Annotated in this window: 18 protein-coding genes; 5 read left to right on the forward strand and 13 right to left on the reverse strand. The window is 74.3% G+C overall.

From position 1 onward, the window contains the following. Positions 1-5 precede the first annotated feature (5 nt). The 3 genes from ACFY7H_RS06295 to ACFY7H_RS06305 all read right to left on the reverse strand — a co-directional run bounded on the left by ACFY7H_RS06295 (position 6) and on the right by ACFY7H_RS06305 (position 3,235). Entirely contained in the window at positions 6-686 is a 681-nt protein-coding gene (locus tag ACFY7H_RS06295) for an AIM24 family protein (protein ID WP_388934977.1), read from the reverse strand. 29 nt (positions 687-715) lie between these two features. After that, a complete protein-coding gene (locus ACFY7H_RS06300) occupies positions 716-2,428 on the reverse strand; it encodes a TerD family protein (RefSeq protein WP_388933897.1) in 1,713 nt (570 codons plus the stop codon). 267 nt (positions 2,429-2,695) lie between these two features. Beyond that, positions 2,696-3,235 carry a M48 family metallopeptidase gene (locus tag ACFY7H_RS06305; protein WP_388933900.1) on the reverse strand — a complete coding sequence of 180 codons (540 nt, stop codon included), beginning with the start codon at positions 3,233-3,235 and terminating at the stop codon, positions 2,696-2,698. 240 nt (positions 3,236-3,475) lie between these two features. On the opposite strand from ACFY7H_RS06305, the gene ACFY7H_RS06310 reads away from it, so the two are divergent. Continuing rightward, positions 3,476-4,627 carry a ThiF family adenylyltransferase gene (locus tag ACFY7H_RS06310; protein WP_388933902.1) on the forward strand — a complete coding sequence of 384 codons (1,152 nt, stop codon included), beginning with the start codon at positions 3,476-3,478 and terminating at the stop codon, positions 4,625-4,627. A gap of 136 nt (positions 4,628-4,763) precedes the next feature. Next, positions 4,764-6,092 (forward strand): ABC1 kinase family protein, encoded by a 1,329-nt coding sequence (locus tag ACFY7H_RS06315; RefSeq protein WP_388933905.1) that lies wholly within the window; start codon positions 4,764-4,766, stop codon positions 6,090-6,092. A 69-nt stretch (positions 6,093-6,161) separates the two neighbouring features. Here ACFY7H_RS06315 and ACFY7H_RS06320 read toward each other — a convergent pair whose 3' ends face one another. The 5 genes from ACFY7H_RS06320 to ACFY7H_RS06340 form a co-directional block, all read right to left on the reverse strand. Then, entirely contained in the window at positions 6,162-6,374 is a 213-nt protein-coding gene (locus ACFY7H_RS06320; RefSeq protein ID WP_388933908.1) for a hypothetical protein, read from the reverse strand. 172 nt (positions 6,375-6,546) lie between these two features. Then, a complete protein-coding gene (locus ACFY7H_RS06325) occupies positions 6,547-6,879 on the reverse strand; it encodes a hypothetical protein (RefSeq protein WP_388933910.1) in 333 nt (110 codons plus the stop codon). Next, positions 6,876-7,247 carry a WhiB family transcriptional regulator gene (locus tag ACFY7H_RS06330; RefSeq protein WP_356874535.1) on the reverse strand — a complete coding sequence of 124 codons (372 nt, stop codon included), beginning with the start codon at positions 7,245-7,247 and terminating at the stop codon, positions 6,876-6,878. Before ACFY7H_RS06330 ends, ACFY7H_RS06325 begins: the two co-directional genes overlap by 4 nt. A gap of 176 nt (positions 7,248-7,423) precedes the next feature. Then, positions 7,424-7,750: a hypothetical protein gene (locus ACFY7H_RS06335; protein WP_388933913.1), complete on the reverse strand. Its 327-nt coding sequence runs from the start codon at positions 7,748-7,750 to the stop codon at positions 7,424-7,426. A gap of 165 nt (positions 7,751-7,915) precedes the next feature. After that, positions 7,916-10,093, reverse strand: coding sequence for an ATP-dependent DNA helicase UvrD2 (locus tag ACFY7H_RS06340; protein WP_388933915.1), 2,178 nt, complete (start codon positions 10,091-10,093; stop codon positions 7,916-7,918). A gap of 266 nt (positions 10,094-10,359) precedes the next feature. On the opposite strand from ACFY7H_RS06340, the gene ACFY7H_RS06345 reads away from it, so the two are divergent. After that, positions 10,360-10,620 (forward strand): mycoredoxin, encoded by a 261-nt coding sequence (locus ACFY7H_RS06345; RefSeq protein ID WP_388933917.1) that lies wholly within the window; start codon positions 10,360-10,362, stop codon positions 10,618-10,620. Positions 10,621-10,685: 65 nt separating this feature from the next. Here the strand turns inward: ACFY7H_RS06345 and nudC are convergent, their stop codons facing one another. From nudC to ACFY7H_RS06370, 5 genes are all read right to left on the reverse strand, one after another. Next, the gene (gene nudC / locus ACFY7H_RS06350) at positions 10,686-11,633 is read right to left on the reverse strand and encodes an NAD(+) diphosphatase (protein WP_388933919.1); all 948 of its coding nucleotides are present in this window, start codon (positions 11,631-11,633) and stop codon (positions 10,686-10,688) included. A 41-nt stretch (positions 11,634-11,674) separates the two neighbouring features. Next, on the reverse strand, positions 11,675-13,096 hold the full coding sequence (locus ACFY7H_RS06355; RefSeq protein WP_388933921.1) for a dipeptidase: 1,422 nt from the start codon (positions 13,094-13,096) through the stop codon (positions 11,675-11,677). A 10-nt stretch (positions 13,097-13,106) separates the two neighbouring features. Next, positions 13,107-16,679, reverse strand: coding sequence for a UvrD-helicase domain-containing protein (locus ACFY7H_RS06360; RefSeq protein ID WP_388933923.1), 3,573 nt, complete (start codon positions 16,677-16,679; stop codon positions 13,107-13,109). A gap of 43 nt (positions 16,680-16,722) precedes the next feature. Then, positions 16,723-20,295: an ATP-dependent helicase gene (locus tag ACFY7H_RS06365; protein WP_388933925.1), complete on the reverse strand. Its 3,573-nt coding sequence runs from the start codon at positions 20,293-20,295 to the stop codon at positions 16,723-16,725. A gap of 222 nt (positions 20,296-20,517) precedes the next feature. Continuing rightward, positions 20,518-20,865: an MGMT family protein gene (locus ACFY7H_RS06370; protein ID WP_388933927.1), complete on the reverse strand. Its 348-nt coding sequence runs from the start codon at positions 20,863-20,865 to the stop codon at positions 20,518-20,520. Positions 20,866-20,984: 119 nt separating this feature from the next. On the opposite strand from ACFY7H_RS06370, the gene ACFY7H_RS06375 reads away from it, so the two are divergent. Both ACFY7H_RS06375 and ACFY7H_RS06380 read left to right on the forward strand, forming a co-directional pair. Then, on the forward strand, positions 20,985-23,693 hold the full coding sequence (locus tag ACFY7H_RS06375) for a YbhN family protein (RefSeq protein ID WP_388933930.1): 2,709 nt from the start codon (positions 20,985-20,987) through the stop codon (positions 23,691-23,693). Between the two features lie 801 nt (positions 23,694-24,494). Continuing rightward, positions 24,495-26,048, forward strand: a complete 1,554-nt coding sequence (locus tag ACFY7H_RS06380) for an alpha/beta hydrolase (RefSeq protein ID WP_388933932.1) — start codon at positions 24,495-24,497, stop codon at positions 26,046-26,048. Positions 26,049-26,097: the final 49 nt, after the last annotated feature.

A 26,097-nucleotide genomic window follows, 5' to 3' on the forward strand; every position in this document is an offset into this window, starting at 1 on the left:
CCCCCTCAGCCCCGGGTCCGGAGCCGGTCGGTGCTGTCCTCGCTGGGCTGTACGACGACGATGCCCTGGCCGGAGAAGGCCATCTGGTAGGCCTCCCCGCTGCCCCGGCCGATCATCGACGAGGCCTTGAAGCTGCGCTTCCCCTTGACCTTGAGGTTCGGGGACCAGGCGACGAGCGCGTCCGGGTCGACGTACGTCTCGTCATCGCCGCGGCCGCAGTCGACCACGATCGGCGTGCCGCGGGAGGTGACGGCGACCCAGCCGGTGCCGGCTACCTGGACGTTGAACAGGCCCTGGCCGGCGAACTTGGCCATGCCCTTGACCCGCTCGACGCCCCACTGGAGGTGGGCGTCGAAGGCGAGGAGGTTGGTGCCGTTGACGGAGAGGGCTTCGTTGTTGAGGTTGATGCAGACGACGTCGGCGCCGTAGTCGGCGAGGTAGAGGAGGCCGTCGCCGGTGCACTTCATCAGGGGCGCGCCCTCGCCGGTCAGCCACTGGGAGGCCATCTGGCGGACGGCGGGCGGGTTGGGCTCGTACTGGACGAAGCCCTCGTAGGCGACCATCGATCCGGTGCGGGCGAAGAGGTCCTGGCCGCTCTGCATGGCGACCTTGAGCATGGCGCGGCCGTGGTTCTCCATGCGGGCCGTGACGGGGGTCGGGGCGTAGCCCGCGAGCTGCTGGTTCATTGCGTTCATGGCGTTCATGTGGGGCTCCCTCAGACCTCGTACGGCTGGACGACGATGAAGTTGCCGGGGGCGCCGCGGAACTGCAGGTTCACGGTCTCCCCGCTGTGGCCCGGGTAGGCGTTGCGGCGCAGCCGGACCTGGCTGGAAATGATCACCTGTGAGGCGGCCGACCAGGCGACGATGGCGTTGCTGTCCGCGAAGGTGGTGGGGGTCACGGGCAGGACGACGGGCACGCCGTGCGTCTTGACGATGACCGTGCCGGTGCCCTGGAACAGCATGGTGAACAGGGCGCCGCCGGGGATGCCGTGGCCCTCGATGCGGCGGACCTCGTGCTGGAGCGACTCGTCGAAGGCGAGGACGCTCTCGGCGGAGACGCAGATGCCGTCGCCCTGGAGCTCGATGGCGTGCAGGTGGGCGCCGTTCTCGGCGAGGAAGACCTGGCCTCGGCCGGTGCAGCGCATCAGCTGCATCTCCTGGCCGGTGGCGTTGCCGACGATGCGGCCGGCGAAGCCCGCGCCCTTGTAGCTGAAGTCGACCTTGCCCTGGTACAGGACCATGCTGCCCTGGCGGGCGAGGACGGCCTGACCGCCCATCGCGAGGTCCACCCGCATGAGCTGCTGGTTCTGCGGGGTCCAGCGGGCGCCGGTGGGGGCCTCCTTGTACGGCTGGAGGGCGGCGGCGAGGCCGGGGCCGGCCGCGGCGGCCTGCGGGGCGTGGCCGTAGGAGGCCTGCTGGCCGTACGGCGGCTGCTGGCCGTAGGGGGCCTGCGGGGCGCCCGGCTGCTGGCCCGGGATCTGGCCGTACGAGGGCTGCGGCTGCTGGCCGTAGGGCGCGGGCGCCGGGGCCTGCGGCGGGAGCTGGCCGCCGTACGAGGGCTGCGGCTGCTGGCCGTACGGGGGCTGGCCGGGCTGCTGCGGCGGGTGGGGCGGCTGGCCGTACGGGGCCGCCGGGGCGGGAGCGCCGAGCGGGGCGACCATGGTGGGGGCCGCGTGCACGGGCGCGGGGGCCGGGGGCTGCTGCTGCGGGGGCTGCTGGGCCGGGGGCTGCTGCTGCGGCGGGGCGAACGGGGCGGGGACGGGCGGCTGCTGGACCGGGGCGCCGAAGGACGGGGCCGGGGCCTGCGGGACGGGGGCGGCGGCCTGCGGGGGCGGGGCGAATCCGGGCGCGGCGGGCTGCGGCTGGGCCGGGGCCTGCGGCTCGGGCTGCGCCTCCTCCTCCGCGACCTCGCCGCCGAAGTGCTGCAGCAGCGCGGCGAGCCCGCCGTCGAAGCCCTGGCCGACGGCGGCGAAGCGCCATACGTCCTTGCGGTAGAAATCGCCGATCATCAGGGCGCGCTCGGTGCTGAACTCCGCACCGGTGAAGGAGTACCGGACGACTTCCTCGCCGCCGGCCACGATCCGGATGTAACCGGGTCCGATCTGCGACATCTGTCCGGGGCCGTCGAGGGTGGCGCTGAAGGACAGCTTGTGGATCGACGCGGGCACGTGGTCGAGGGTCACCCGGAAGGACTCGGTGTCCCCAGCCTGCGGGCCGAGCTGCTGGATCGACTCCTCGGGCGACTTCGGCTGGTTGTAGAAGACGAAGTAGCGGTCGTCCGACAGGCGCTCGTCGGCGTCGAGGCCGAAGCAGCTGATGTCGAAGGCGAGTCCGGGTCCGGCGATCTGGACGCCCACGTACAGATCGGTGCCCGCCGTCAGATCACTGATCTTGGCCTTGTGGCCGCGTTGGAATTCCCTGGCCATGTGTCCGACCGTCCCCCATCCCGACTCCGACTGCGTGCGCCGCCTGCTGCGCGCTGCCCGGTTGAATGCGTGAGTGCTGTTGGTGCTGTCAGTGCTGTCTGTCAATGCTGCGTGTACTGCGAACGCCGTGAGGACCGCGACCGCCGTGGGTGCGGCTTGCTCACCGCTCGATGTGTGCCGCTCAGGCTAACGGCTCCTGCCGACATCCGGCCAAGCCGGCACCGACCCGGTACCGACCCGGTACACACCGCCTTCCGCGACGGAAGATCATTCCTCGCGGGCGGCCGGGACGCGGGGCATGCGCTCCGCCGCGGCCACTCCTTCGAGGAATCCGCGGGCCCGCTCGGTCCTCGGATACGCCTCCAGCAGCTGCCAGAAGCGGGGGCCGTGTCCGGGCACCAGCAGGTGCGCCAGCTCGTGCAGCAGCACGTAGTCGACGACGTACTCCGGCATCCCCTGGATCCGGTGGGACAGCCGGATGCTGCCCTCGGCGGGGGTGCAGGAGCCCCAGCGGGTGTTCTGGTTGGTGACCCAGCGGACCGAGCGGGGCCGCGCGCGGCCGCTGAAGTACTGCTCGGACAGACGCTCGGCGCGCGCGATCAGTTCCGCGTCGCCGAGGGTGCGCCTGCTCTCCTGGGCGGCGAGCTTGTCCAGCATGACGCCCACCCAGCGCCGTTCCTCCGCCTCGGACATCCGGGCGGGGATCAGGACGACCGTCCGCTCGCCCTCGCGGTAGGCGGACACGGTCCTGCGGCGGCGCGCGCTCCGGCGGACTTCGACGGCGCTCTGCGGCGGGTCGGCTGGCACGCCTCGACCGTACCCGGTCGCCGTGGCGGAAGTCCCGCGCGTCCGCGGTTCGAGCACGATCGGTTCGCGGCGGGGACGCACGTACGCCCTTTCTTCGTCTTATATACCCAATACCCCTTGCCTGTGGACAAACTCCGGCACCCGGTCCGGCGCTCGGGCATCGTGGCGAAGACGCGGAGCAACACGGGAGAACCGGCCGCGTCAGTGGGAATCGGGAAATCGGTGAACGGGGAGGCCGCGATGTATCCGAAGGTGAAGCCGGCGCTGGCGCGGGCGTGGAGGGATCTGCAGACGGTGCAGTTCGGGGTGACGCCCGCCCACGCGGTGGTGCTCGGACCGCTGGACACGGCCACCGGGTCGCTCATCGACCGCATCGACGGGACGCGCAGCATGGAGCTGCTGCGGACCGAGGGCGCCGGGATGGGGCTGCCGGAGGGGCAGGTGGACGGGCTGGTCCGGCACCTCGCCGGGGCCGGGCTGCTCGACGACCTCACCGCCGGCGGGCCCCGGGCGCAGGCCGTGCGGCGCAGGCCGGAGGCGCTGGAGCGGCTGGGGCCCGATCTGGCCTCGCTCTCGCTGGTGCACCGGGAGCCGGGCGGTGACCTGCTGGGGGTCGCGGCGCGCAGAGCGTTACGGGTCCAGGTGCGCGGGAGCGGCCGGGTGGGAGCGGTGATCGCCTCCGTACTGGCGGGGGCCGGGGTGGGCCGGGTCGAGGTGCTCGACGGGGGCCGGGCGGAAGCGGCCGACGTGGCCCCGGGCGGCCTGGATCCGGGAAGCGTGGGCAGGCCGCGGGCCGAAGCCGCGGGGGTGCTGGTGCGGGAGTCGGCGCCGGGTCGGGTTCCGCGTGCGGGGGATCCCGAGGGCCCGGGGCCGGAGCTGGCCCTGGTGGTGGTCGCGCCCCGGGACGGGCTCCAGGCCTGGGCCCCAGATCCGGCGACGGCCGCCGACTGGGTGGCGACGGGCACCCCGCACCTGTACGCGGGGGTGCTGGAGGGGACGGGGCTGGTCGGGCCCCTGGTGCTGCCCGGATCCACGGCCTGCGCGGGGTGCATGGAGCGCGACCGCGTCGACCGGGATCCGGCCTGGCCCCGGATGCTGGTCCAGTGGCGCTCGGCACACCGCCGCCGCGGGACGGCGGCCTGTGACCTGGGGCTGTCGACGGCGGTGGCCGGCCTGGCCGCGGCGCACGCCCTGGCCTTCCTCGACGGGCAGCTGCCCGCTTCGACGGCCGCCCGCTGGGAGGCCGCCCTGCCCGCACTGCACTGGGCGCGCTCCGCGCTGCGCCCGCATCCGGACTGCCCCTGCGCGGCGGCGGAGCCGGTGGCGGCGGGGCTCCCGGGCGGGGTGGCGGCGGAGCCCGCGGGAGCGGACTCCGGGGCGGTGCGGTCGTGAGCCGCCGGACTCCCGCCGGACCCGGGGCAGGTGCCCCGGTCCGGGCGCCCGGAGGGTCATGGCAGGATGCGACGGGGGCCACGCCGCGCCTCGAACCGCCGCTTGCGGCAGAGCGGTCTGGGAACTGGAGGGACTCATGTCTGATCTTCCCCGGAAGGCGGTCACGCGCACCGTCAAGCTGGCCGCGCTACCGCTCGGCATCGCCGGCCGGGCAACGTGGGGGCTGGGCAAGCGGATCGGCGGCAAGTCCGCCGAGATCGTGGCGCGCGAGCTCCAGCAGCGCACCGCCGAGCAGTTGTTCCGCACCCTCGGGGAGCTGAAGGGGGGCGCGATGAAGGTCGGGCAGGCCCTTTCGGTCTTCGAGTCGGCGCTTCCCGAGGAGGTCGCCGGGCCCTACCGGGCCGCCCTGACGAAGCTCCAGGAGGCGGCTCCGCCGCTGCCGGCGGAGCGGGTGCACCAGGTGTTGGCGGAGCGGCTCGGCGCCGACTGGCGGGAGCTATTCGAGGAGTTCGAGGACAAGCCTTCCGCGGCCGCCTCGATCGGGCAGGTGCACCGGGCGGTGTGGCACGACGGGCGGCAGGTGGCGGTCAAGGTCCAGTACCCGGGGGCCGGTGAGGCGCTGCTGTCGGACCTCAAGCAGCTGGGCCGGTTCGCCGGTCTGCTGGGTCCGCTGGTGCCGGGCATGGACATCAAGCCGCTGATCACCGAGTTGCGCGACCGGGTCGCGGAGGAGCTGGACTACGAGCTGGAGGCCGAGGCCCAGCGCACCCACGCCGACGCCTTCGACGATGACGGGGACGTGGTGGTCCCGGACGTCGTGCACCAGGGCGACCAGGTGCTGGTGACCGAGTGGATGGAGGGCACCCCGCTGTCGGAGGTGATAGCCGACGGGACACAGGAGGAGCGTGACCGCGCAGGGCAGTTGCTGGCCCGGTTCCTCTTCTCGGGGCCCGCGCGCACCGGGCTGCTGCACGCCGATCCGCACCCGGGGAACTTCCGGCTGATAACGGGGGCGGACGGCCGGATGCGGCTGGGCGTGCTGGACTTCGGCACGGTGGACCGGCTGCCGGGCGGCTGGCCCAAGCCGATCGGCCGGTCCCTGCGGATGACTCTGGACGGGGACGCCGAGGGGGTCTACGGGCACCTGCGCGCGGAGGGGTTCGTCAGGGAGAGCGTCGAACTGGACCCGGACGCGGTGCTCGACTACCTCAAGCCCATCATCGAGCCCGCCGAGGCCGAGGAGTTCACCTTCACCCGGCCGTGGCTGCGCGGGCAGGCGGCGCGGATCGCCGATCCGCGCTCCCCCGCCCACCAGTTGGGGCGGCAGATCAACCTGCCGCCGTCCTACCTGCTGATCCACCGGGTGTCGCTGAGCACCATCGGCGTCCTGTGCCAGCTGGGGGCGACGGTGCGGCTGCGCGACGAACTGGAGTCCTGGCTGCCGGGGTTCCTGCCCGAGGACTGACCGGCCCCAAGCCGGCCGGTGCGGGGCCGGGCCGCGGCAGGGAGGGCACCGGCCGGCACCAGGCGGGAGTCACCACCAGGAGGAGTCGAGCCGACCCTCGATCGCCCTGAGGTTGGCGCGCGCGCAGTCGACGCAGAAGTACTGTCTGGTCCCGTTCTCCACCGAGCACGTCCAGGTGGGTGGCGGCGGGGCGCCTTCCGGGGAGCGGGCACCGCAGCGCGCGCAGACGACGGGCTGGGCCCCGGGCCCGGGCGGGGTGGGGTGGGGGGTCGGCTGGTCCACCACCAGACGATATCCCCGCCGGGTCGTGCGGGGCCCCGCAACGCACCGGGGGGACCGGTCCGTTCGGACCGGTCCCCCCGGGTGCTGCCGCCGCCGGCCGCGTTCAGTCGGATCCGGCGGCGTTCGAGTCGCCTTCAAGCCGCTTCCGAGCCCCGTGGGGCTCGTCGCGTGCTCAGTGCATGACGGCCATGGCCAGCGCGCGCCGGGCGCGCATGGAGACGCGCTCGGCCTTTCGCTGCATGCGCCGTGCGGCGACCAGGCGCAGGGCGTGACGCTCGGCGTCCACCTCGCGCATGCGGTCGTCCATATGGGCACGGGCCAGGGCTTCTGGGATGAGTTGCATTTCGCGGGTCCTGTTCTGGCGCGAGGTGATCGCACCGGCGGTGATGAAGTCTGCGGTGGCGGAGCCGTGCGGCTGCTCGCTCGTGGTGGCGTAGGGGGACATGGGGGCCTGCTTCAGGGGGTCGTGCGTGAGGGGGCGGTCGATGGTTCCGGTGGCGGTCATGCCGCTGCGACCGGGTTCTTGCGCGGGCGGCCGCGGGGCCGCTTGCGGGCCACGACCACGCCCTGGACGAAGAGCTCTCCGCCCCAGACGCCCCAGGGCTCGCGGCGCTCCTTGGCGCCGGCGAGGCAGGCCTCGACCAGCGGGCAGGTGCCGCAGAGGGACTTGGCGTACTCGACGTCGGCCGGGGACTCGGCGAAGAAGACCTCGGGGTCGAAGGTGCGGCAGGGGACGGGCACGCCGAGGTTCTCGATCGCGTCGTCGAGCGCGGTGAGCGCGGTGAGGGGGGTCAAGGTGGAGTCCTCCGGGACTGCGGGCGGGGAGATCGTTTGGGTCTGCGGTACGGACGGGGCGTGCGCTTCGAGTTGCACGGTGTTTTCTTCCTCGTCTTGTTCGGCTAGTCGTTCCGGCCGGTCGGCCGGGTGGCGGCTGGTCCTGCCAGTCCCGAGGCCCCTTCGCTCCGTCGTCCCCGTTCGGGGACAAACAGAAGGGCCGCGGATCCCGGGTGGGGTTCCGCGGCCCTGAAGGCGCCGGCCTGATCATGCGATCAGGCTGGATCACTCCAGGGTTCGAGCCCACGGAAGGCCCACATCAGGTGGTGCTGCTGCTTCGTCTGCGTCTTGAATCCGGCACTGGCGGCACCGGCCGCGGCCGCGAAGCCATAGGCGCCGTGCGCCTGCGGGGCTTCCGCTACTGCCACCAGTGCCTTGGTCGGTCGCTCATTGCGCTCGCTGACCGGAAGGGTCGCCAGCAGGGCGGGGATGTCAGCGGAAATCGCGGACAGACCGGTGCCCCGGAGGGAGACGGAACCGAGCAGGCAGGAAGCGTCGACCGAGCGATCGGTCATTTTGGTGAAGGTCATGAAGCTGGCCACTGGTCTCGCCTCCTCTCGGCGTCTCGGGGACCGGGCCCGGGGGCCTGTCCCATGTATTCGGATAAGTACAGCACGGATCCAGGGCTTCGGAGAAGCCACCGTTTCCGTTGCTAAGAACCTATGGGGCTGCGACGGGCATGTGCAAACTATTTTTCCGACGAGTTTCTACGCGTCGTCAGGATCCCCGCCCTCAGGCTCCTGACCAGTACAGATGGCCAGGACATCGGCGCCGTAGCGCTCGAGCTTGCGGCCGCCCACTCCGGAGATCATCGCGAGCTCTCCGGGCTCGGAGGGTGCCGCCTCCGCGATCGCCATGAGGGTTTTGTCCGTGAACACGCAGTACGCGGGCATTCCCTGGAGCTTCGACTGGCCGGCGCGCCACTCCCGCAGCCGCTCGTAGAGGCCCTCGTCCATGTCCGACGGGCAGTCCCCGCAGCGCATCAGCTTGATGTCCCCTGCCTCCGTCAGCGTCCTGCCGCAGACCCGGCACAGCACCGGCCCCCGGCGGCCGCGCTTGCGCGGTGCGCCCTCGGCCGGGGCGCCCGGCCGGCTCACGGGAGCCGCGGAGCCCGGCCGCAGCCCGTTCAGGAAACGGCTGGGGCGACGGGAGGACCGGCCGCCGGGAGCCCGGGAGAGGGCCCAGGAGAGGGTCAGGTGGAGCCGGGCCCGGGTGACGCCGACGTACAGCAGCCGGCGCTCCTCCTCGACCTGTTCGTCGGTCTTGGCGTATGTGATCGGCATCATGCCGTCGGTGAGGCCGGCCAGGAACACGGCGTCCCACTCCAGGCCCTTCGCGGCGTGCAGCGAGGCGAGGGTGACGCCCTGGACGGTCGGCGCGTGCTGCGCGGCCTTGCGCTCGTCCAGCTCGACGGTGAGCTCGGCCAGCCCGGCGCCCGGGCGGCTGCGGGCGAAGTCCTCGGCGAGACGGACCAGCGCGGCCACCGATTCCCACTGGTCGCGCACCGCGCCGGAGCCGGCGGGCGGCTCGGCGGTCCAGCCGGTGGAGCTGAGCACGGCCCGGACCTGGGCACCCAGCTCGACGACGTCGTCCAGCAGCGGGTCGTTGCCCGCGGAGCGGGCGGCACCGCGCAGCGCGAGGACCGCCTTCTGCACCTCGGCGCGCTCGAAGAAGCGCTCCGCCCCGCGCAGCTGGTACGGGACGCCGGCGTCGGCGAGGGCCTGCTCGTACACCTCGGACTGGGCGTTGATGCGGTAGAGGACGGCGATCTCGCCGGCCGGGACCCCGGCCGCGATCAGGTCGCGGATGCGGCGGGCCACGCCCTCGGCCTCGGCGGGCTCGTCGGGGTACTCGGCGTAGACCGGGTCGGGGCCGGGTTCGCGCTGGGAGACGAGCTCCAGCCGGTGTTCGGAGGCCCGGCCGCGGGCCTGGTTCAGCAGACCGTTGGCGAGGTGGACCACCTGGGGGGTGGAGCGGTAGTCGCGGACCAGCTTGACCACGGTGGCCTGCGGGTAGCGGGTGCGGAAGTTCAGCAGGTGGTCGGGGGTCGCGCCGGTGAAGGAGTAGATCGTCTGGCTGGCGTCGCCGACGACGCAGAGGCTGTCGCGGTCGCCGAGCCACAGCTCCAGCAGGCGCTGCTGGAGCGGGCTGACGTCCTGGTACTCGTCCACCACGAAGTGCTGGTACTGGGTGCGGATCTGCTCGGCGATGTCGTGGCGGTCCTGGAGGATGCCGACGGTGAGGAGCAGCACGTCCTCGAAGTCGATCATGCCGCGGTCCCGCTTGAGCTGCTCGTACGTGCCGTAGATCTGTGCGATCTCCGCCATGTCGCGGGGGGCCTCGCGGCCCGCCTTGAGGGCGGCGGCCGGGTAGTCGGCGGGCACGGTCTGGGTGACCTTGGCCCACTCGATCTCGCCGGTGACGTCGCGCAGCTCGTTGCGGTCGAGGCGGACCCGGCAGCGCGCGCCGGCCTCGGCCACGAACTGGATCTTGCGTTCCAGGAGCCGGGGCACCTCCCCGCCGATCGCCCGGGGCCAGAAGTACTGGAGCTGGCGCAGGGCGGCGGAGTGGAAGGTGCGGGCCTGGACCCCGCCCGCGCCGAGGGCGCGCAGCCGGCCGCGCATCTCCCCGGCGGCGCGGTTGGTGAAGGTGACGGCCAGCACGCTGGCCGGCATGAGCTGGCCCGAGCGGACCCCGTAGGCGATGCGGTGGGTGATCGCGCGGGTCTTGCCGGTACCGGCGCCGGCCAGCACGCACACCGGACCGCGCAGGGTCGTGGCGACCTCGCGCTGCTCAGGGTCGAGGCCCTGGAGCACGGCGTCGGCGTCGACGTCGGGCGCGCCGCCGCCGGCCGGTACGGATGAGGAGTGCGTTGCTGCTGTCACCCCGCCATGCTGCCAGGTCCGGTGGGTCGGACGGGAAACCTGTCCACAGGGCCGCGGGGTCCGTCATACCGGTGGGAACCGCCGGACCGGCGGGTATCCCGGGAGCGGACCGGCCGGCAGGCGGATCGCTCACACCGGCAGTCGGATCGGTCACACCGGTCGCCGGGGCGGGAATGGCGCGGCGGGGCGGGACGTTCGACTCCTCGGATCATCCGGCTCGGATCGACCGGCATCGCGATCCACCGAGACCTCACAGAGGAGCGAGCATGCAGGACACGGGCACCGTCACGATGTACAGCACCACCTGGTGCGGCTACTGCCGTCGGCTGAAGACGCAGCTGGACCGGGAAGGCATCGCGTACAACGAGATCAACATCGAGCTCGACCCGGAGTCCGCCGCGTTCGTGGAGAAGGCCAACAACGGCAACCAGACGGTTCCGACCGTGCTCGTGAAGTCCTCCGCCGGCAACGAGTCCGTCATGACGAACCCGAGCCTGGCCCAGGTCAAGCAGGCCCTCGCCGTCTGACCCGCCCGCTCCCAGGAACGGCCCCCGCCCCCGGCGGGGGCCGTCTGCGTATTCGGACGGAGGCCTCAGACGGTGGCCGGTCCCTTGGGAAGCGGCTGGCCGTACCAGAGCTCGACCAGGCGGGCCGCGATGGAGATGCCCGACGGGGGCAGGACCTCGCCGGCCTCGATCGCGGCGCGGTAGTCCTCGCGGGAGAACCAGCGGGCCTCCTGGATCTCCTCGCCGTCGACCGTGATCTCCGAGCTGACGGCGCGGGCGTTGAAGCCCAGCATCAGGCTGTACGGGAACGGCCAGGGCTGGCTGGCGACGTACTCGACCGCGCCGATGCGCACCCCCGCCTCCTCCCACACCTCGCGGATCACCGACTGCTCGATCGACTCGCCCGGCTCCACGAAGCCGGCCAGCGTGGAGAAGCGGCCCTCCGGCCAGTGCACCTGGCGGCCCAGCAGGGCGCGGTCGTGCTCGTCGGTGACCAGCATGATCACGGCCGGGTCGGTGCGCGGGTAGTGCTCGGCACCGCAGCCGGGGCAGCGGCGGATGTGGCCGGCCGCGGCGACGACGGTGCGCTCGCCGCAGCGGGAGCAGAAGCGGTGCATGCGCTGCCAGTTCTCCAGCGCCACCGCGTGCACCATCAGCCCGGCGTCGCGCGGGTTCAGCAGCAGCCCGGCCTCGCGGAGCCCGGCCGGGCGGGCCGACTGGTCCATGCGGCCCGGCAGGGAGTCCTTCTGCAGCGCGAAGTACCGTACGCCCTCCTCGTCGGTGCCCAGGAAGTACCGGTGCGTCTCGGTGACCGGGGCCTCGAAGGCGGGGGTCATCACGATGCCCGTCCCGCCCTCGGGGGTGTCGTCGATCAGCACCTGGCCGCCGGAGACGACGAAGACGCGGGTCGTCGGGTGGCTCCAGGCCGCGGCGAGCCACGCCTCGTCGAGGCGGTGGTGCGCGGCGCGGTCGATCCCGCTGGGCGCGGTGAGCGAGAGAGGGCGCTCGGTATGGGTGCTCACTGGTACTTCCAACTCCCCCGGTGGTGGGACAAGGCAGGCGTACGGAACGGTTGTCAGGTGGTGGCGGCGGTGGCGGTCCGCGGCGACCAGTTCGCGGCGAGGTCGCCCCACAGGTAGGCGGTGGTCTCCACGCCCTTGAGGAGCAGGTCGAGCTCGACCTTCTCGTTCGGCGAGTGCCAGCCGTCGGAGGGTACGGAGATCCCCAGGAACAGCACCGGGGCGCCCAGTACGTCCTGGAGGTCGGCCGCCGGCCCGGAGCCGCCCTCGCGGGTGAAGCGGACCTGCTGCCCGAAGGCGCGGCCCATGGCGCGGACCACGGAGCGCAGCGCGGGGTGGTCCAGCGGGGTGAGGCAGGGACGGGTGGGTGCGCCGAAGGTGATGCTGTGCCGGATGCCGTCGGGCACCCGGGCCGCGACCCAGTCCCGGACGGCCGCCTCGACCTCGTACGGGTCCTGCCCGGAGACCAGGCGGAACGACAGCTTCAGGTGGGCGGAGGCGGGCACGATGGTCTTGCCGCCGGGGCCCTGGTAGCCGCCGCCGATGCCGTTGACCTCGGCGGTCGGGCGGGCCCAGACCCGCTCCAGGGTGGAGTAGCCGGCCTCGCCCGCGGTGGCGTGGGACTTGGCCGTACGGAGCCACTCGGCCTCGTCGAAGGGCAGCTCGGAGATCAGCCGGCGCTCGGCCTCGGTCAGCTCGGCGATGCCGTCGTAGAAGCCGGGGATCGTGACCCGCCCGTCCTCGTCGTGCAGCGCCGCGACAACGCGGGCGGCGACGGTGGCCGGGTTGGGCACGGCCCCGCCGAAGGCGCCCGAGTGGATGTCCTGGTCGGGGCCGTGGAAGTCGATCTCGCAATCGGCGACGCCGCGCATGCCGGTGCAGACGGTGGGGGTGGTCTCGGACCACATGCCGGTGTCGGACACGATCACGACGTCGGCGGCGAGTGCGGCGGCGCGGTCCTCGACGAGGGCGCGGAAGTGCGGGGAGCCGGACTCCTCCTCGCCCTCGATGAGCAGCTTGAGGTGCACGGCGGGGGCCCCCGCGCCGGTCGCCGCGAGGTGGGCGCGCAGGCCGAGCGTGTGGAAGAACACCTGGCCCTTGTCGTCGGCCGCGCCCCGCGCGTACATCCGGCCGTCCTTGACGACCGGCTCGAAGGGCTCGGTGTGCCAGCCGTCGGCGAGGGCGGCGGGCTGGACGTCGTGGTGCCCGTACACGAGGACGGTGGGGGCGGCGGGGTCGGCGGCCGGCCAGTGGGCGAACACGGCGGGGGCGCCGGCGGTCTCCCAGACCTCGCTGACGGGGAAGCCGGTCTCCTTGAGCTTCGCGGCGAGCCAGTCGGCGCTGCGGCGTACGTCGTCCGCGTGCTCGGGCTGGGCCGAGACGGAGGGGATGCGGAGCCACTCGGCGAGGTCGTCGAGGAAGGCGGCGCGGTGGGCCTCGATGTACGTGCGGACGACGCTGTCCGGGGTTTCGCTCATGGCCACGAGCCTAACCGTCCGCCTCGTGGGCACCGTCCGCGCCCGATTCGCCTTGGAGGATCCGCTCAAGACGCTCCCGGCCGGGGAGGCCGCGGGGGCGGATCACCCGGCCGCTGCGGACGTGCAGGAAGGCGGCCGAGACCCGGTCGAGGGGGGTGCCGGTGGCTTCGGCCCAGGCCAGGCGGTACACGGCGAGCTGGAGCGGGTCGGCCTGGGTGGTGCGGCCCGTCTTCCAGTCGACCACCTCGTACGAGCCGTCCGGATTGCGGTACACGGCGTCGATCCGGCCGCGGATCACCCGGCCCGCGAGGGTGAGCTGGACCGGGGCCTCCATCCGGTACGGGGTGCGCTCGGCGTACTCGCTGCGCTCGAAGGCGGCCTTGAGGGCGGCGAGGTCGGCCTCGTCCGCGACCTCCTGGCCGGAGCCGGGGAGGTCGGTCGCGGGGTCGAGGAGGTCGTCGAGGAGCGGCAGGGGCAGTTCCTCGAAGCGGGACTCGACCCAGGCGTGGAAACGGGTGCCCTGGCGGGCCGCGGGCTGCGGCGGCTTGGGCATGGGGCGGGCGAGATCGCGTACGAAGCCCTGCTCGTCGGCGGCGAGGCGCAGGAGCTGGCTCGCGGACAGGGCGGAGGGCAGCTCGACGTCCCGTACGGCTGCGCGGGCGCGGCGGAGCTCGCCCTCGAGGGCGTCGAGGTCACGGTCCCAGGAGGCCACCGTCCGGGCTTCCTCGGGGGTCAGCTGATCGCCGGCGGCATGCCGCGGGCCGCCCGCGTGCGGGTAGGGGAGGGCCGGGCCCGCCTGCCGGGGGACGACGGCCTCGCCGCCCCGGTGGCCGGGGCCGGCGGCGGGGGCGGGCCGGACGGCTTCGCCGGCCCAGAGGTCCTCCGGCGGGCCGGCGGGCCCCGGCGGAGCCCATGGGTCCGCCGGTACCGCTTCGCCGGCCCACAGGTCGTCCTCGGCGGAGGCGGCGGGCGCGGGCTCGTCGGGCGGGGGTTCGTCGTCGTAGGACGGGTCCTCGCAGTGCGGGGGCCAGAGGTAGGGGTCTTCCTCGGCCGGGGCCTGGGGGCGGGGGGCGGCGAGGTGGGCCTCGACCAGGGCGGCCGCCTCGCGGCGCAGGGCCAGGGAGGCCGGGTCCAGGGGCAGGGGCCAGGTGTGGCCGGCGTCGGCGTCGGCCGCCAGGGCCGGGTTCTCGGCGTCGGGGGCCGGTTCGTCCGCCCAGGCTTCGATCTCGCCGAAGCCGGCCGCGCAGTGGTCGTGGAGGGCCTGGAGGAAGGCGGAAGGGCCCCGGCGGCGCTTCTGGGTGGGACCCCACCAGTGGCCCGAGGCGAGCAGGAGGGAACGGGGGCGGGTGAAGGTCACGTAGCCGAGGCGGAGTTCTTCCGTCTGCTTGTGGGCCTTCAGGGACGCCTTGAAGGACTTCAGTCCCGCCGCGGTCCACTCCGGGTCCCCGGGCAGGGTCGGGGCGTCGCCGCGCAGGGCGTACGGGAGGACCTTCGGGTACGAGGTCCAGGCCTCGGGGGCCTTCTCCTTCGGGAAGGAGCCCGCGCAGAGGCCGGGGACGACCACCACGTCCCACTCCAGGCCCTTGGACTTGTGGGCCGTCAGCACCTTGACCGTGTTCTCCCCGCCGGGCAGCGCGTGGTCGAGGCCCTTCTCGTACTGCGCGGCCGTGCGCAGGAAGCCGAGGAACGCCAGCAGGGTCGCCTCGCCGTCCAGCGCGGCGAAGCCGGCCGCGACGTCGAGGAAGCCGGAGAGCGTCTCGCGCCGGCGCGCGGCCAGGGCGTGCGGGGATGCGGACAGCTCCACGTCGAGGCCGGTCGTGGCCAGGACCCGGTGCAGGACGTCCATCAGGGGGTCGGCGAGGGCGCGCCGCAGGTCCCGCAGCTCTTGGGCGAGGTGGGCGAAGCGGACCCGGGCGGCGGCGGAGAAGGGCAGGTCCTCGGCGGCGCCGCCGTCGAGGAAGGTCTCCAGCGCGTCGGCCAGGGAGACGACCTCCGCCGGGTCGACGCCCTCGACCGCCGCGGCGAGCCGGCCGTCGGGGCCCCGGTCGGCGCCGGGCCGGGCCACCAGCTGCCGGGCCAGGCGTCCGAGCAGGGCCAGGTCGCGGGCGCCGATGCGCCAGCGGGGGCCGATGAGCAGGCGTACCAGGGCGGCGTTGGCCCCGGGGTCCTGGAGCACCTCGCAGACGGAGACGAGGTCGGCCACTTCCGGGAGGTGCAGCAGGCCGGACAGGCCCACGACCTCCACCGGGACGTCCCGGGCGACCAGGACCGCCTGGATGCGGGCGAAGTCGGCGGCGGAGCGGCACAGCACCGCGATCTCGCCCGGCTCGGTGCCCGTGCGCACCAGGTGGGCGACGGAGTCGCCGAGCCACTCCAGCTCCTCGGCGTGGGTGTTGAGCAGGGCGCAGCGGACCACGCCGTCGTGCTCGGCGCCGGGGCCGGGGCGCAGCGCCTCGACGCCCTCGTGGAGGACGCGCAGCGGGGCGGCGAGGCCGTTGGCCAGGGCGAGGAGGCGGCCGCCGCTGCGGCGGTTCTCGCTGAGGGAGAGGCGGGTCGCGGGGCGGCCGTCGGCGTGCGGGAAGTGCTCGGGGAAGTCGTCGAGGTTGGCGACGGACGCGCCGCGCCAGCCGTAGATGGCCTGGCAGGGGTCGCCGACGGCGGTCACGGCGTGCCCGGTGCCCGCGCCGAAGAGGCCGGACAGCAGCAGCCGCTGGGCGACGGAGGTGTCCTGGTACTCGTCGAGGAGGACCACCCGGAACTCCTCGCGCAGCAGGGCTCCGACCTCCGGGCGGGTGGTGGCGAGCCGCGCGGAGAGGGCGATCTGGTCGCCGAAGTCGAAGAGGTCGCGGGAGCGTTTGGCGGCGCGGTAGCGGGAGACCAGTTCGAGCAGCTCCAGGCGGCCGCGTACCGCTTCGGGGACCTTGCGCAGGTCGTCGTTGGTGAGCTTGGCGCCGGCGAGCCCGTCGAGCAGGGCGGTGTCGTACGCGCGCAGCGCGGCCGGCTCGACGAGGTGTTCGGAGAGTTCCGCGTCGAGCGCGAGGAGGTCGCTGACCAGGTCGGGCACGGACTTGGTGAGGGACGGGTAGGGGCCGGGGGCTTCACGGAGCACCTTCGCGGCGAGCTGGAAGCGGGTGGCGTCGGCGAGGAGGCGGGCGCTGGGCTCGAGGCCGATGCGCAGGCCGTGGTCCTTGAGGAGCTGCCCGGCGAAGGCGTGGTAGGTGGAGATGCGGGGCTCACCGCCGGCCGTCCCGGCCTCGACGTCGGCCGGGGAAGGGTCGGGGTCGGTGATGCCGGCCCGGGTGAGGGCCTTGCGCACGCGCTCGGCCAGTTCCCCGGCGGCCTTGTTGGTGAAGGTCAGGCCGAGGACCTGTTCGGGGGCGACGGTGCCGGTGCCCACCAGCCAGACGACTCGGGCGGCCATGACGGTGGTCTTGCCGGAGCCGGCGCCCGCGACGATCACCTGGGGGGCGGCGGGGGCGGTGACGCAGGCCAGCTGTTCGGGCGTGAAGGGGATCCCGAGGAGCTCCTTGAGCTGCTCGGGATCGTCGAGGACGGGGGCGCGCCCGGACACGTACGCGGTCACCTCAAAAGGCTAGCCGCAGCCGCCGACACTCCCCGCCGCCGTCTCATTCCACGGTCTGGCGGCCCTCGGGCAGGGCGCTGCAGGCGCTGCGGAAGGCGCAGCGGGTGCAGTGCTCGCCGGTGGCGGGGGCGAAGCGTTCGTCGAGGACCCGTCCGGCGGCGGTGGCCAGCAGGTCGCCGACCCATGCGCCGGAGCTGCCGCCGGACAGCGGCTCCTGCGCCTGGATCTTCGGGACCGCGTCGCCGCCGTCGCGCTTCGCGGCGCCCTGGCGCAGCTGGACGAGTTCGGCGCCGCCCGGTTCGGGGCGGCGGCCGTCGAAGACCTCGTCGACGGCTCCCTGGCGGACGGCCAGCTGGTAGACGGCGAGCTGCGGGTGGCGGGCGACCTCTTCCTTGGTCGGGGCGCCCTTGCCGGTCTTGAAGTCGACGACGTACGCGCGGCCCTGCGGGTCGGCCTCGACGCGGTCCATGGAGCCGCGGATCCGTACGGCGTACTCGCCGGCGTCGAGGGTGACGTCGAAGTCGTGCTCGGTGGCGACGGCGGTGCGGCCGCCGCGGTCGGTGGTGTGCCAGCGCAGGAAGCGTTCGAGGGCGGCGCGGGCGTTGTCCTTCTCCTGGCGGGACTTCCAGGGGGCGTCGAACGCGAGGGCGTCCCAGACGGAGTCGAGGCGTTCCATGAGGACGGCGAGGTCGGCGGGGGTGCGGCCGGAGGCGACCTCGTCGGCGAGGACGTGGACGACGTTGCCGAAGCCCTGGGCGGCGGTGGAGGGGGCGTCGGCCTTGACCTCGCGGCCCAGGAACCACTGGAGGGAGCAGGTGTTGGCGAGCTGCTCAAGCGCGCTGCCGGAGAGGGCGACGGGCCGGTCCCGGTCGCGGAGCGGGGCGGGCGCGCGGGTCGGCTCGTACAGGCCCCACCAGCGCTGCGGGTGCGCGGCGGGGACCAGCGGGCGGTCGTCGTCGTCGGTGAGCGCGGCGAGGCGGGCCAGGCGGCGGGCGGCGGCGTCGCGCAGTGCGGGCGAGGCCTCGGGGTCGACGGTGGTGGCGCGGAGCTCGGCGACGAGGGCGGGGACGGCGAGGGGGCGGCGGGGGCGGCCGGTGACGTCCTTGGGGGTGACCCCGAGTTCGGTGAGGAAGCGGGAGGGCTGGTCGCCGTCCTCGGCGGGGGCCTTGACGGCGGTGACCACGAGCCGGTGGCGGGCGCGGGTGGCGGCGACGTAGAAGAGCCGCCGTTCCTCGGCGAGGAGGGCGCCGGGGGTGAGGGGTTCGGCGAGGCCGTCGCGTCCGATCCGGTCGGCCTCCAGGAGGGAACCGCGGCGGCGCAGGTCGGGCCAGAGCCCTTCCTGCACCCCGGCGACGACGACGAGCCCCCACTCCAGGCCCTTGGAGCGGTGCGCGGTCATGAGGCGTACGGCGTCGGTGCGTACGGCGCGCCCGGTGAGGGTGTCGGCGGCGATGTCCTCGGCCTCCAGCTGCTCGAGGAAGTTGAGCGCGCCGCGGCCGCCGGTACGTTCCTCCGCGCGGGCGGCGTTGTCGAAGAGGGCGCAGACCGCGTCGAGGTCGCGGTCGGCGTTGCGGCCGGCGGTGCCGCCGCGGCGGGCCCGGCGTTCGAGGCGCTGCGGCCAGGGGGTGCCGTCCCAGAGGGCCCACAGGGCCTCCTCGGCGGTGCCGCCGCCCTGGAGCAGCTCGCGGGTCTTGCGCAGCAGCAGGCCGAGGCGCTGCGCTCCGCGGGCGTAGGCGGGGTCGTGGGCGGTGAGCCGCTCGGGCTCGGCGAGGGCGCGGGCCAGCAGCACGTCGGAGGGCGCGGGTACGGCGACCCCGGCGGCCCGCTCCTCGTCGCGCAGCGCCCGCCCGAGCCGGCGCAGGTCGGCGGCGTCCATCCCGCCGAGCGGCGAGGTGAGCAGCGCGAGGGCCCCCTCGACCCCGACCCATCCTTCGCCTCCGCCGGCGGCGGGGCCAACCGGGCCGGCCGGGGCCGCCGGGGCGTCCCGGCCGTCGAGCGCCAGCGACACCGGCGCAGCCGCCTGGCCCGCCGGGTCCTCCGGGCCGTCAAGCGGCAGCAGCGGGGCGGGGGCGGCTGCCGCGTCCACCGCAGCCTCCCCGCCGTCGAGCGGCACCGGCGCAGCCGCCTGGCCCGCCGGGCGCCCCGGGCCGTCGAGCGGCGTCGCGGGCGAGCCCGCCGGGTCCTCCGGGGCGTCCCGGCCGTCGAGCGGCAGCGGCGCGGAGGGGCCGGCCGGGTCCGCCGGGTCCTCCCGCTCGTCCGGCGGCAGCGGTCCCGCCGCCGCCGTGGCGGTGAGGCGGAGGGCCGTCAGGAGGGGGGCCACGGCGGGTTCGTGGCGCAGGGGGGTGGACGCCGCGTCGGTCTCCGCGGGGACTCCCGCCGCGATCAGGGCGCGGCGCATCGCCGGGAGGGTGCGGCCGCCCGCGCGGACCAGGACGGCCATGTCCCGCCAGGGCACGCCGTCCTCCAGGTGGGCCCGGCGCAGGATGTCGGCGATGTTGTCGAGCTCGGCGCCCGCCGTCGGGTAGGTGTACACCTCGACCCGGCCGCCTTCCCGGGCGGGCGCGAGGTCGCGGTGGGCCCGGACCGCGGCGGCGGGCAGGCGCGGCAGCGGCATGCGGGTGGTGAGGAGGCGGGTGGCGGCCAGCAGGGCGGAGCCCGAGCGGCGGCCGACGGTCAGCGCCCGGACCCGCGCGCCGGGGAAGGCCGAGTCGAAGTCGAGGACGTTGTTGATGTCGGCGCCCCGGAAGGCGTAGATCGACTGGTCCGGGTCGCCGAAGGCCACCAGCGTCCCGGCGGGGCCGTTCAGCGCGCGCAGCAGCCGCAGCTGGGAGGCGTCGGTGTCCTGGTACTCGTCCACGTAGATCACGTCGTACGCGGAGGACAGCGACGGGGTGCCCTCGGCCAGGAGGACGGCGCGGTGGAGGAGTTCCGCGTAGTCCAGGGAGCCCTGGAGGTCGAGTACGTCGAGGTACTCGGAGAGGAAGGCGGCGGCCGCCTTCCAGTCGGGGCGCCCGATGCGCTCGGCGAAGGTGGCGAGGGCCTCGGGGCCCAGGCCGAGCTCGCGGGCGCGGGCGAGGACGGCGCGGACCTCGTCGGCGAACCCGCGGGTGGTGAGCGCGGCCCGCAGGTCGTCCGGCCAGCGGATGGACCGCAGCCGCCGCTGGCCCTCCAGCAGGGTGCGGACCATCACGTCCTGCTCCGGGCCGGACAGCAGCCGCAGCGGGTCCGCGAACAGCTCGTGGTCCTGGTGGGCGCGGACCAGGCCGTAGCAGAAGGAGTGGAAGGTGGTGGCCTGCGGGGCGCGGGCGCCGCCGAGCCGCAGGGCGGCGCGGTCGCGCAGCTCCACGGCCGCCTTCCGGCTGAAGGTGAGGATCAGGACGCGGGCGGGGTCGGTGCCGGCCTCGACCCGGGCGGCGGCCGCCTCGACGAGGGTGGTGGTCTTGCCGGTGCCCGGTCCGGCGAGCACCAGAAGCGGTCCGCGGGTGTGATCAACCACCGCGCGCTGCGCTGCGTCCAGCACAGGGACGGCCACCTGCCGCGGCCCGGTCCGCACCAGGCGGTACGCGTCGGGTGTCCGCGTACGCCGCTCCGAGCGGCCGGGAGAAGAGGTGATCACGTGGGGTGCCGGTCCTGGTGGGTCTGCGGTCGCTGCGGTCTGGCCGGCGGCCGCGGTGGTCGGGAGGTCCCCGGCCGCGTACGCCGAAGAGGCAACGCTACGCCAACCGCGGCGGCCCCCGCAGTCCGTCCCGCCGGGGCCGGGCGTCGCCCGGGAGGCCTGCGGCCCCGTCCTCCGTACGGGCCTTCGACCCTCCGTCCGCGTCTCGTATGCCGGAAGCTGTCAGGTGTGAGCCTCGTCGCCTCCGCGCCCCTCCTCGTGCCCGTCCCAGCGCGCCCTGCGCATCGCCAGCCGCGGCTCGCCGGAGGCGGTCTCGCGCAGCGGGGTGCCCTCGGACCGGTAGTGCCCGAGGGCGCGCCGCTCGCTGCCGGGCAGGGGTACGCCGTCCGCCCGCACCACGCGCCACCAGGGCACGGCTCCTCCGTACAGGGCCATGACACGCCCGACTTGGCGCGGTCCGCCCTCGCCGAGCCACTCGGCGACGTCCCCGTACGTCATCACCCGGCCGGGCGGAATCCGCTCGGCGACCTCCAGTACCCGCTCCGCGTAGGCGGGCAGCTCTTCGCTCATTCGGCACATGGTGCCGGATGTTCCGGGCGGCTCGGTGGAAGCCTTCCTTCCGTACCGGCGCGCACCCTGCTGCCCCGCTCGGCCGCCGGTCCGTGCCACCATCTTCCGGGCGGTGACTGGTGATACGTGATCAAGAAGAGACGGATGTGACGGCGAAGGAGCGGGTTGTGAGCCCTCCGGACGGCGCGGCGAGGGGCGATGACGCGCGCCCGGACGAGGCGCACCCCGACGACCCGCCCGGCCACACGCCGACGGCGGCCGACCGCGTCGAGGTGGACGAGCCGCTGCTCGCCGCCCGCGTGCACCGGCCCTCCGACCTGGTCCGTCTGCTCGCCGGGATCCTCGGCATCGCCGTCGTGCTCGGCATCGCCGCCTTCGCCCACGGCACCACCGCGGGCCTGGAGCAGGACATCACGCAGGGCACCGGCCAGGCGCCGGACCTGCTGATCAAGGTCGCGGGGCTGGTGTCCAGCATCGCCGTGCTCCTCGTACCGGTGGCCTTCGCCATCGAGCGGCTGATCAAACGCGACGGGCTGCGCATCGCCGACGGCGTCCTCGCGGCCGTCCTCGCGCACGGGGTGACCCTGGCCACCGACCTGTGGGTGTCCCAGGGCGCGCCCGGGACCATCCAGGACGCCCTCACCCGTGCCACGGGCACGCCCGGCGCCTCCACGGACCCGGTGCACGGGTACCTCGCGCCCGTGATCGCGTACATGACCGCCGTCGGGATGACCCGGCGGCCGCGCTGGCGGGTCGCGCTGTGGGTGGTCCTGCTGCTGGACGCCTTCGCGATGCTGGTCAGCGGGTACACCACACCGTTCTCGATCATCCTGACGGTGCTGATCGGCTGGAGCGTGGCGTACGGAACCCTGTACGCGGTCGGCTCGCCGAACGTCCGGCCCACCGGGCAGAACCTCCTCGCCGGGCTGCGCCGCGTCGGCTTCCAGCCGGTCAGCGCGATGCGCGCGGAGGCCCCGGACGGGGACGGCACGGAGATCGGCGACCGTGGCCGCCGGTACCACGTCACGCTGGAGGACGGCCCTCCGCTGGACGTCACCGTCGTGGACCGCGAACAGCAGGCGCAGGGCTTCTTCTACCGGGTCTGGCGGCGGATGACCCTGCGCGGGATCACCACCCGGCGCAGCATCCAGTCCCTGCGGCAGGCGCTGGAGCAGGAGGCCCTGCTCGCGTACGCCGCCATCGCGGCCGGTGCGAACGCGCCGAAGCTGATCGCCACCTCCGAGCTGGGCCCGGACGCCGTGATGCTCGTCTACGAGCACCTGGGCGGCCGCAACCTGGACGCCCTCGCCGACGAGGAGATCACCGACGAGCTGATCCGCAACGCGTGGGAGCAGGTACGGGCCCTGCAGTCGCGCCGGATCGCGCACCGCCGGCTCACGGGGGACGCGCTGGTGGTGGATCGTTCCGGCAAGGTGATCCTCACGGACCTGCGGGGCGGTGAGATCGCGGCCGGTGACCTGGTGCTGCGGATGGACATCGCGCAGCTGCTGACCACGCTCGGCCTGCGGATCGGCGCGGAGCGGTCGGTGGCCTCGGCGGTGTCGGTGCTAGGTCCGGACGCGGTGGCGGACTGCCTGCCGCTGCTCCAGCCGATCGCGCTGAGCCGGTCCACCCGGGCGACCCTGCGCAAGCTGGCCCGGGAGCGGGCCGACCGGCAGCGGGAAGCCGTACTGGAGTCCTCGCGGGCGGCGAAGGCCGCGCGCGAGGCGGGCGACGGCGCCGCACCGGCGGCCCCCAGCCCGGCCGCCGACCGCAAGGCCGAGAAGAGGGCGCTGGACGACGCGCTGGAGGGGGCGCGGGAGGAGGACCTTCTCAGCCAGATCCGTCGGCAGGTGCTGCTGATCCGCCCGCAGGCGCCGGTGGAGCCGGCCCGGCTGGAGCGGATCCGGCCGCGCACGCTGGTCTCCTTCATCGCGGGTGCCTTCGGCGCGTACTTCCTGCTCACGCAGCTGGCGCACGTGGACTTCGCGACCATCGTCGGCCAGGCGCAGTGGGGCTGGGTCGGGGCGGCGCTCGCCTTCTCGGCGCTGACGTACTTCGCGGCGGCGATGAGCCTGCTGGGCTTCGTCCCGGAACGGGTGTCCTTCCTGCGGACGGTGGTCGCGCAGGTCGCGGGGTCGTTCGTGAAGCTGGTCGCCCCGGCGGCGGTGGGCGGTGTCGCGCTGAACACCCGGTTCCTGCAACGGGCGGGCGTCCGGCCGGGGCTGGCGGTGGCGAGCGTCGGCGCTTCGCAGCTCTTCGGGCTGGCCAGCCACATCCTGCTGCTGCTGGCCTTCGGCTACCTGACGGGCACGGAGAAGACCCCCGAGATGACCCCGTCGAGGACGGTCATCGCGGGCCTGCTGACGGTGGCGGTGCTGGTGCTGGTCGTCACGGCGGTGCCGTTCCTGCGGAAGTTCGTGGTGACACGGGTGCGGGCGCTGTTCGCGGGCGTGGTGCCGCGCATGCTGGACGTGCTCCAGCGGCCGCAGAAGCTGATGACCGGCATCGGCGGCATGCTGCTGCTGACCGGCTGCTTCGTGATGTGCCTGGACGCCTCGATCCGCGCTTTCGGGGGCGGGGAGGCCATCAGCTACGCGAGCATCGCGGTGGTGTTCCTGGCGGGCAACGCGCTCGGCTCGGCGGCGCCGACGCCGGGCGGCATCGGGGCGGTGGAGACCACCCTGACGCTGGGTCTGATCGCGGCGGGGCTGGAGAAGGAGGTCGCGATCTCGGCGGTGCTGCTGTTCCGTCTGATGACCTTCTGGCTGCCGGTGCTGCCGGGGTGGCTGTCGTTCAACTTCCTGACCCGCAAGGAAGCGATCTAGGTCGTCTCTTTCGGGTCTTGCCGGTCAAGCCCGCGGCGTCTGGTGCGGTGCCTCGCAATGCGGAGGCACAGCGCGCGTACTGGACGTACTCGGCTGTGCCGACGACGCGGCGAGGTGCCGTGCCAGGCGTGGCGGGTCTGGGGGCACCTCCCAGCGGTAGCCGGGGGAGCAAGATCCGGAAGAGACGGCCTGGCTCCGCGGGTGGCGGGGCGGGGGCGGGCCGTGTACGCGGCCGCTGCGCGGGGCCTGCCCCTCCCCGCCCTTCGCCCGTTCCCCGGGGCTCCGCCCCGGACCCCGCGCCTCCCGCGCGGTGGCGCGAGGTCCAGCGGGCGCCCCGTAGGCGGGGCGCGTACGCCGGGAGCCGACGAGGGGCATGAGCTCGAAGGCGGCCTGTACGGCGGGTTCTGTCACCCCGCGACCTCCCGGTCGCCGGCACGCGGGCCCGTTCGGCGGCGTCGGCGAACAGCACCGCCGCCCCGCCGCGACGCCCTTCGCCGCCACCAGCCACGCTCCGGCCCCGGCGGGCCACGGCCCGGGCCCGTGCGTCCCGAGCCCCCCGTCAGGCCACGGCCGCCCTCCTTCGCCACCCTGTCCTCCGCCGCCACCAGCCACGCTCCTGCCCACCGGCCACCGCCACACCCGAACCGCCACCCCGGCCACGGCGTCCTTCACCGCCACCGCCATGCTGGGGCCCGGCAGGCCACGGCCCGGCCCGGCCGCCCGCGAGTCACGGCCGCCGTCCCGTCCCCCGGACGGGTCAGCGCGCGGGCGGGGGGCGGGGTGCGCCCACAGGATGGGGGCATGCCGAGAAACGTCCTCCGGGCCACCACCGCCGCCGCCCTCGCCGCCACGCTGCTCACGACCGGCGCCTGTTCCGACGGAGACGGCAGCGGCGGCCGGAGAACCGGGTCCGGCGCCGCCGAGCCGGTCAAGCCCCTCTCCTGGGGCGAGTGCAACGCCCCCACGGCCGCCCAGGGCAGCGGGCCGGCACCAGGCCGGGACTGGCAGTGCGCCACGCTCGACGTACCGCTCGACTACGCCGAGCCGGAGGGCGAGACCATCCCCATCGCCCTGATCCGCGCGAAGGCCCGCCGCCAGGCCGAGCGGCTCGGCTCACTGGTGTTCAACTTCGGCGGGCCCGGCGGGTCCGGGATCGCCACGCTGCCGGGCGCCGCCAAGGAGTACGAGGCCCTGCGCGCCCGGTACGACCTGGTGAGCTTCGACCCGCGCGGGGTCGGCGGCAGCGCTCCCGTCCGCTGCGAGGACGACAGGCAGCTGGACGCCTACTACGCGCAGGACTCCTCCCCCGACACCCCGCAGGAGGAGAAGGCCTACGTCGAAGGCATCCGCACCTACCAGGAGGCCTGCCGGGCCAAGTCCGGCAAGGTGCTCCCGTACGTGGGCACCGAGAACGCCGCCCGCGACCTGGACCGGATCCGCCAGGCCCTCGGCGACCGGAAACTGAACTACTTCGGGATCTCCTACGGCACCGAACTCGGCGGGGTCTACGCCCACCTCTTCCCGAAGAACGTCGGCCGGGCCGTCTTCGACGCCGTCGTGGACCCCAGCAAGGACGCCGAACAGGGCGCGCTCGGCCAGGCGAAGGGCTTCCAGCTGGCCCTCGGCAACTTCGCCCAGGACTGTGTGGACCGCGGCGACCAGTGCCGGATCCAGGGCAGCACCGCCAAGGAGATCGAGGCGAACGTCATCAAGCTGCAGAAGGACCTGGGCGCCAGGCCGATCCCCGGCATCGGCGGCCGGCGGCTCACCGAGTCCCAGGCGACCAACGGCATCGCCCAGGCCCTGTACTCCAAGGAGTTGTGGCCGCTGCTGGAACAGGGGCTGGACGAGGCCGAAGGCGGCCAGGGACAGTTGCTGATGGCCCTGTCCGACGCGCTCAACGGCCGTGACCAGAACGGCCGTTACAGCAACATTGGCGCGGCCAACACCGCCATCAACTGCGCCGACTCCAAGGAGCGCTACACCCTGGAGGAGACCAAGGCCCGGCTGCCGAGGTTCCGTTCGGCCTCGCCCGTCTTCGGCGACTTCCTCGGCTGGGCCCTGCTGAGCTGCACCGACTGGCCGGTGCCCGGGGCCTGGCGGACCCCGGACGTCTCCGCCCCCGGTTCCGCGCCGATCCTGGTGATCGGCAACACCGGTGACCCGGCGACCCCGTACGAGGGCGCGCGCACGATGGCCGAGCGGCTCGGCAAGGGGGTGGGAGTGGAGCTGACGTACAAGGGCGAGGGGCACGGCGCGTACAACAGCGGCGACAAGTGCGTCCAGGGCGCGGTGAACGCGTACCTGCTGGACGGGAAGGTGCCGGGCGCGGGCACCGTCTGCGCGGCGGCATGAGGAAGGGGCCGTACCCGCCGGGCGGGTACGGCCCCTTTCCGGGACACTG

It is taken from the genome of Streptomyces sp. NPDC012794 (assembly GCF_042901085.1).
Taxonomy (GTDB): domain Bacteria; phylum Actinomycetota; class Actinomycetes; order Streptomycetales; family Streptomycetaceae; genus Streptomyces.

Excerpts from the sequence above, each read along its gene's own strand:
- ACFY7H_RS06370 (WP_388933927.1), bottom strand. The coding sequence starts at position 20,865 with ATGAGCGAAGAGCTGCCCGCCTACGCGGAGCGGGTACTGGAGGTCGCC.
- ACFY7H_RS06380 (WP_388933932.1), top strand. The coding sequence starts at position 24,495 with ATGCCGAGAAACGTCCTCCGGGCCACCACCGCCGCCGCCCTCGCCGCC.
- ACFY7H_RS06310 (WP_388933902.1), top strand. The coding sequence starts at position 3,476 with ATGTATCCGAAGGTGAAGCCGGCGCTGGCGCGGGCGTGGAGGGATCTG.
- ACFY7H_RS06315 (WP_388933905.1), top strand. The coding sequence starts at position 4,764 with ATGTCTGATCTTCCCCGGAAGGCGGTCACGCGCACCGTCAAGCTGGCC.
- ACFY7H_RS06345 (WP_388933917.1), top strand. The coding sequence starts at position 10,360 with ATGCAGGACACGGGCACCGTCACGATGTACAGCACCACCTGGTGCGGC.
- ACFY7H_RS06325 (WP_388933910.1), bottom strand. The coding sequence starts at position 6,879 with ATGACCGCCACCGGAACCATCGACCGCCCCCTCACGCACGACCCCCTG.
- ACFY7H_RS06295 (WP_388934977.1), bottom strand. The coding sequence starts at position 686 with ATGAACCAGCAGCTCGCGGGCTACGCCCCGACCCCCGTCACGGCCCGC.
- ACFY7H_RS06355 (WP_388933921.1), bottom strand. The coding sequence starts at position 13,096 with ATGAGCGAAACCCCGGACAGCGTCGTCCGCACGTACATCGAGGCCCAC.
- ACFY7H_RS06300 (WP_388933897.1), bottom strand. The coding sequence starts at position 2,428 with ATGGCCAGGGAATTCCAACGCGGCCACAAGGCCAAGATCAGTGATCTG.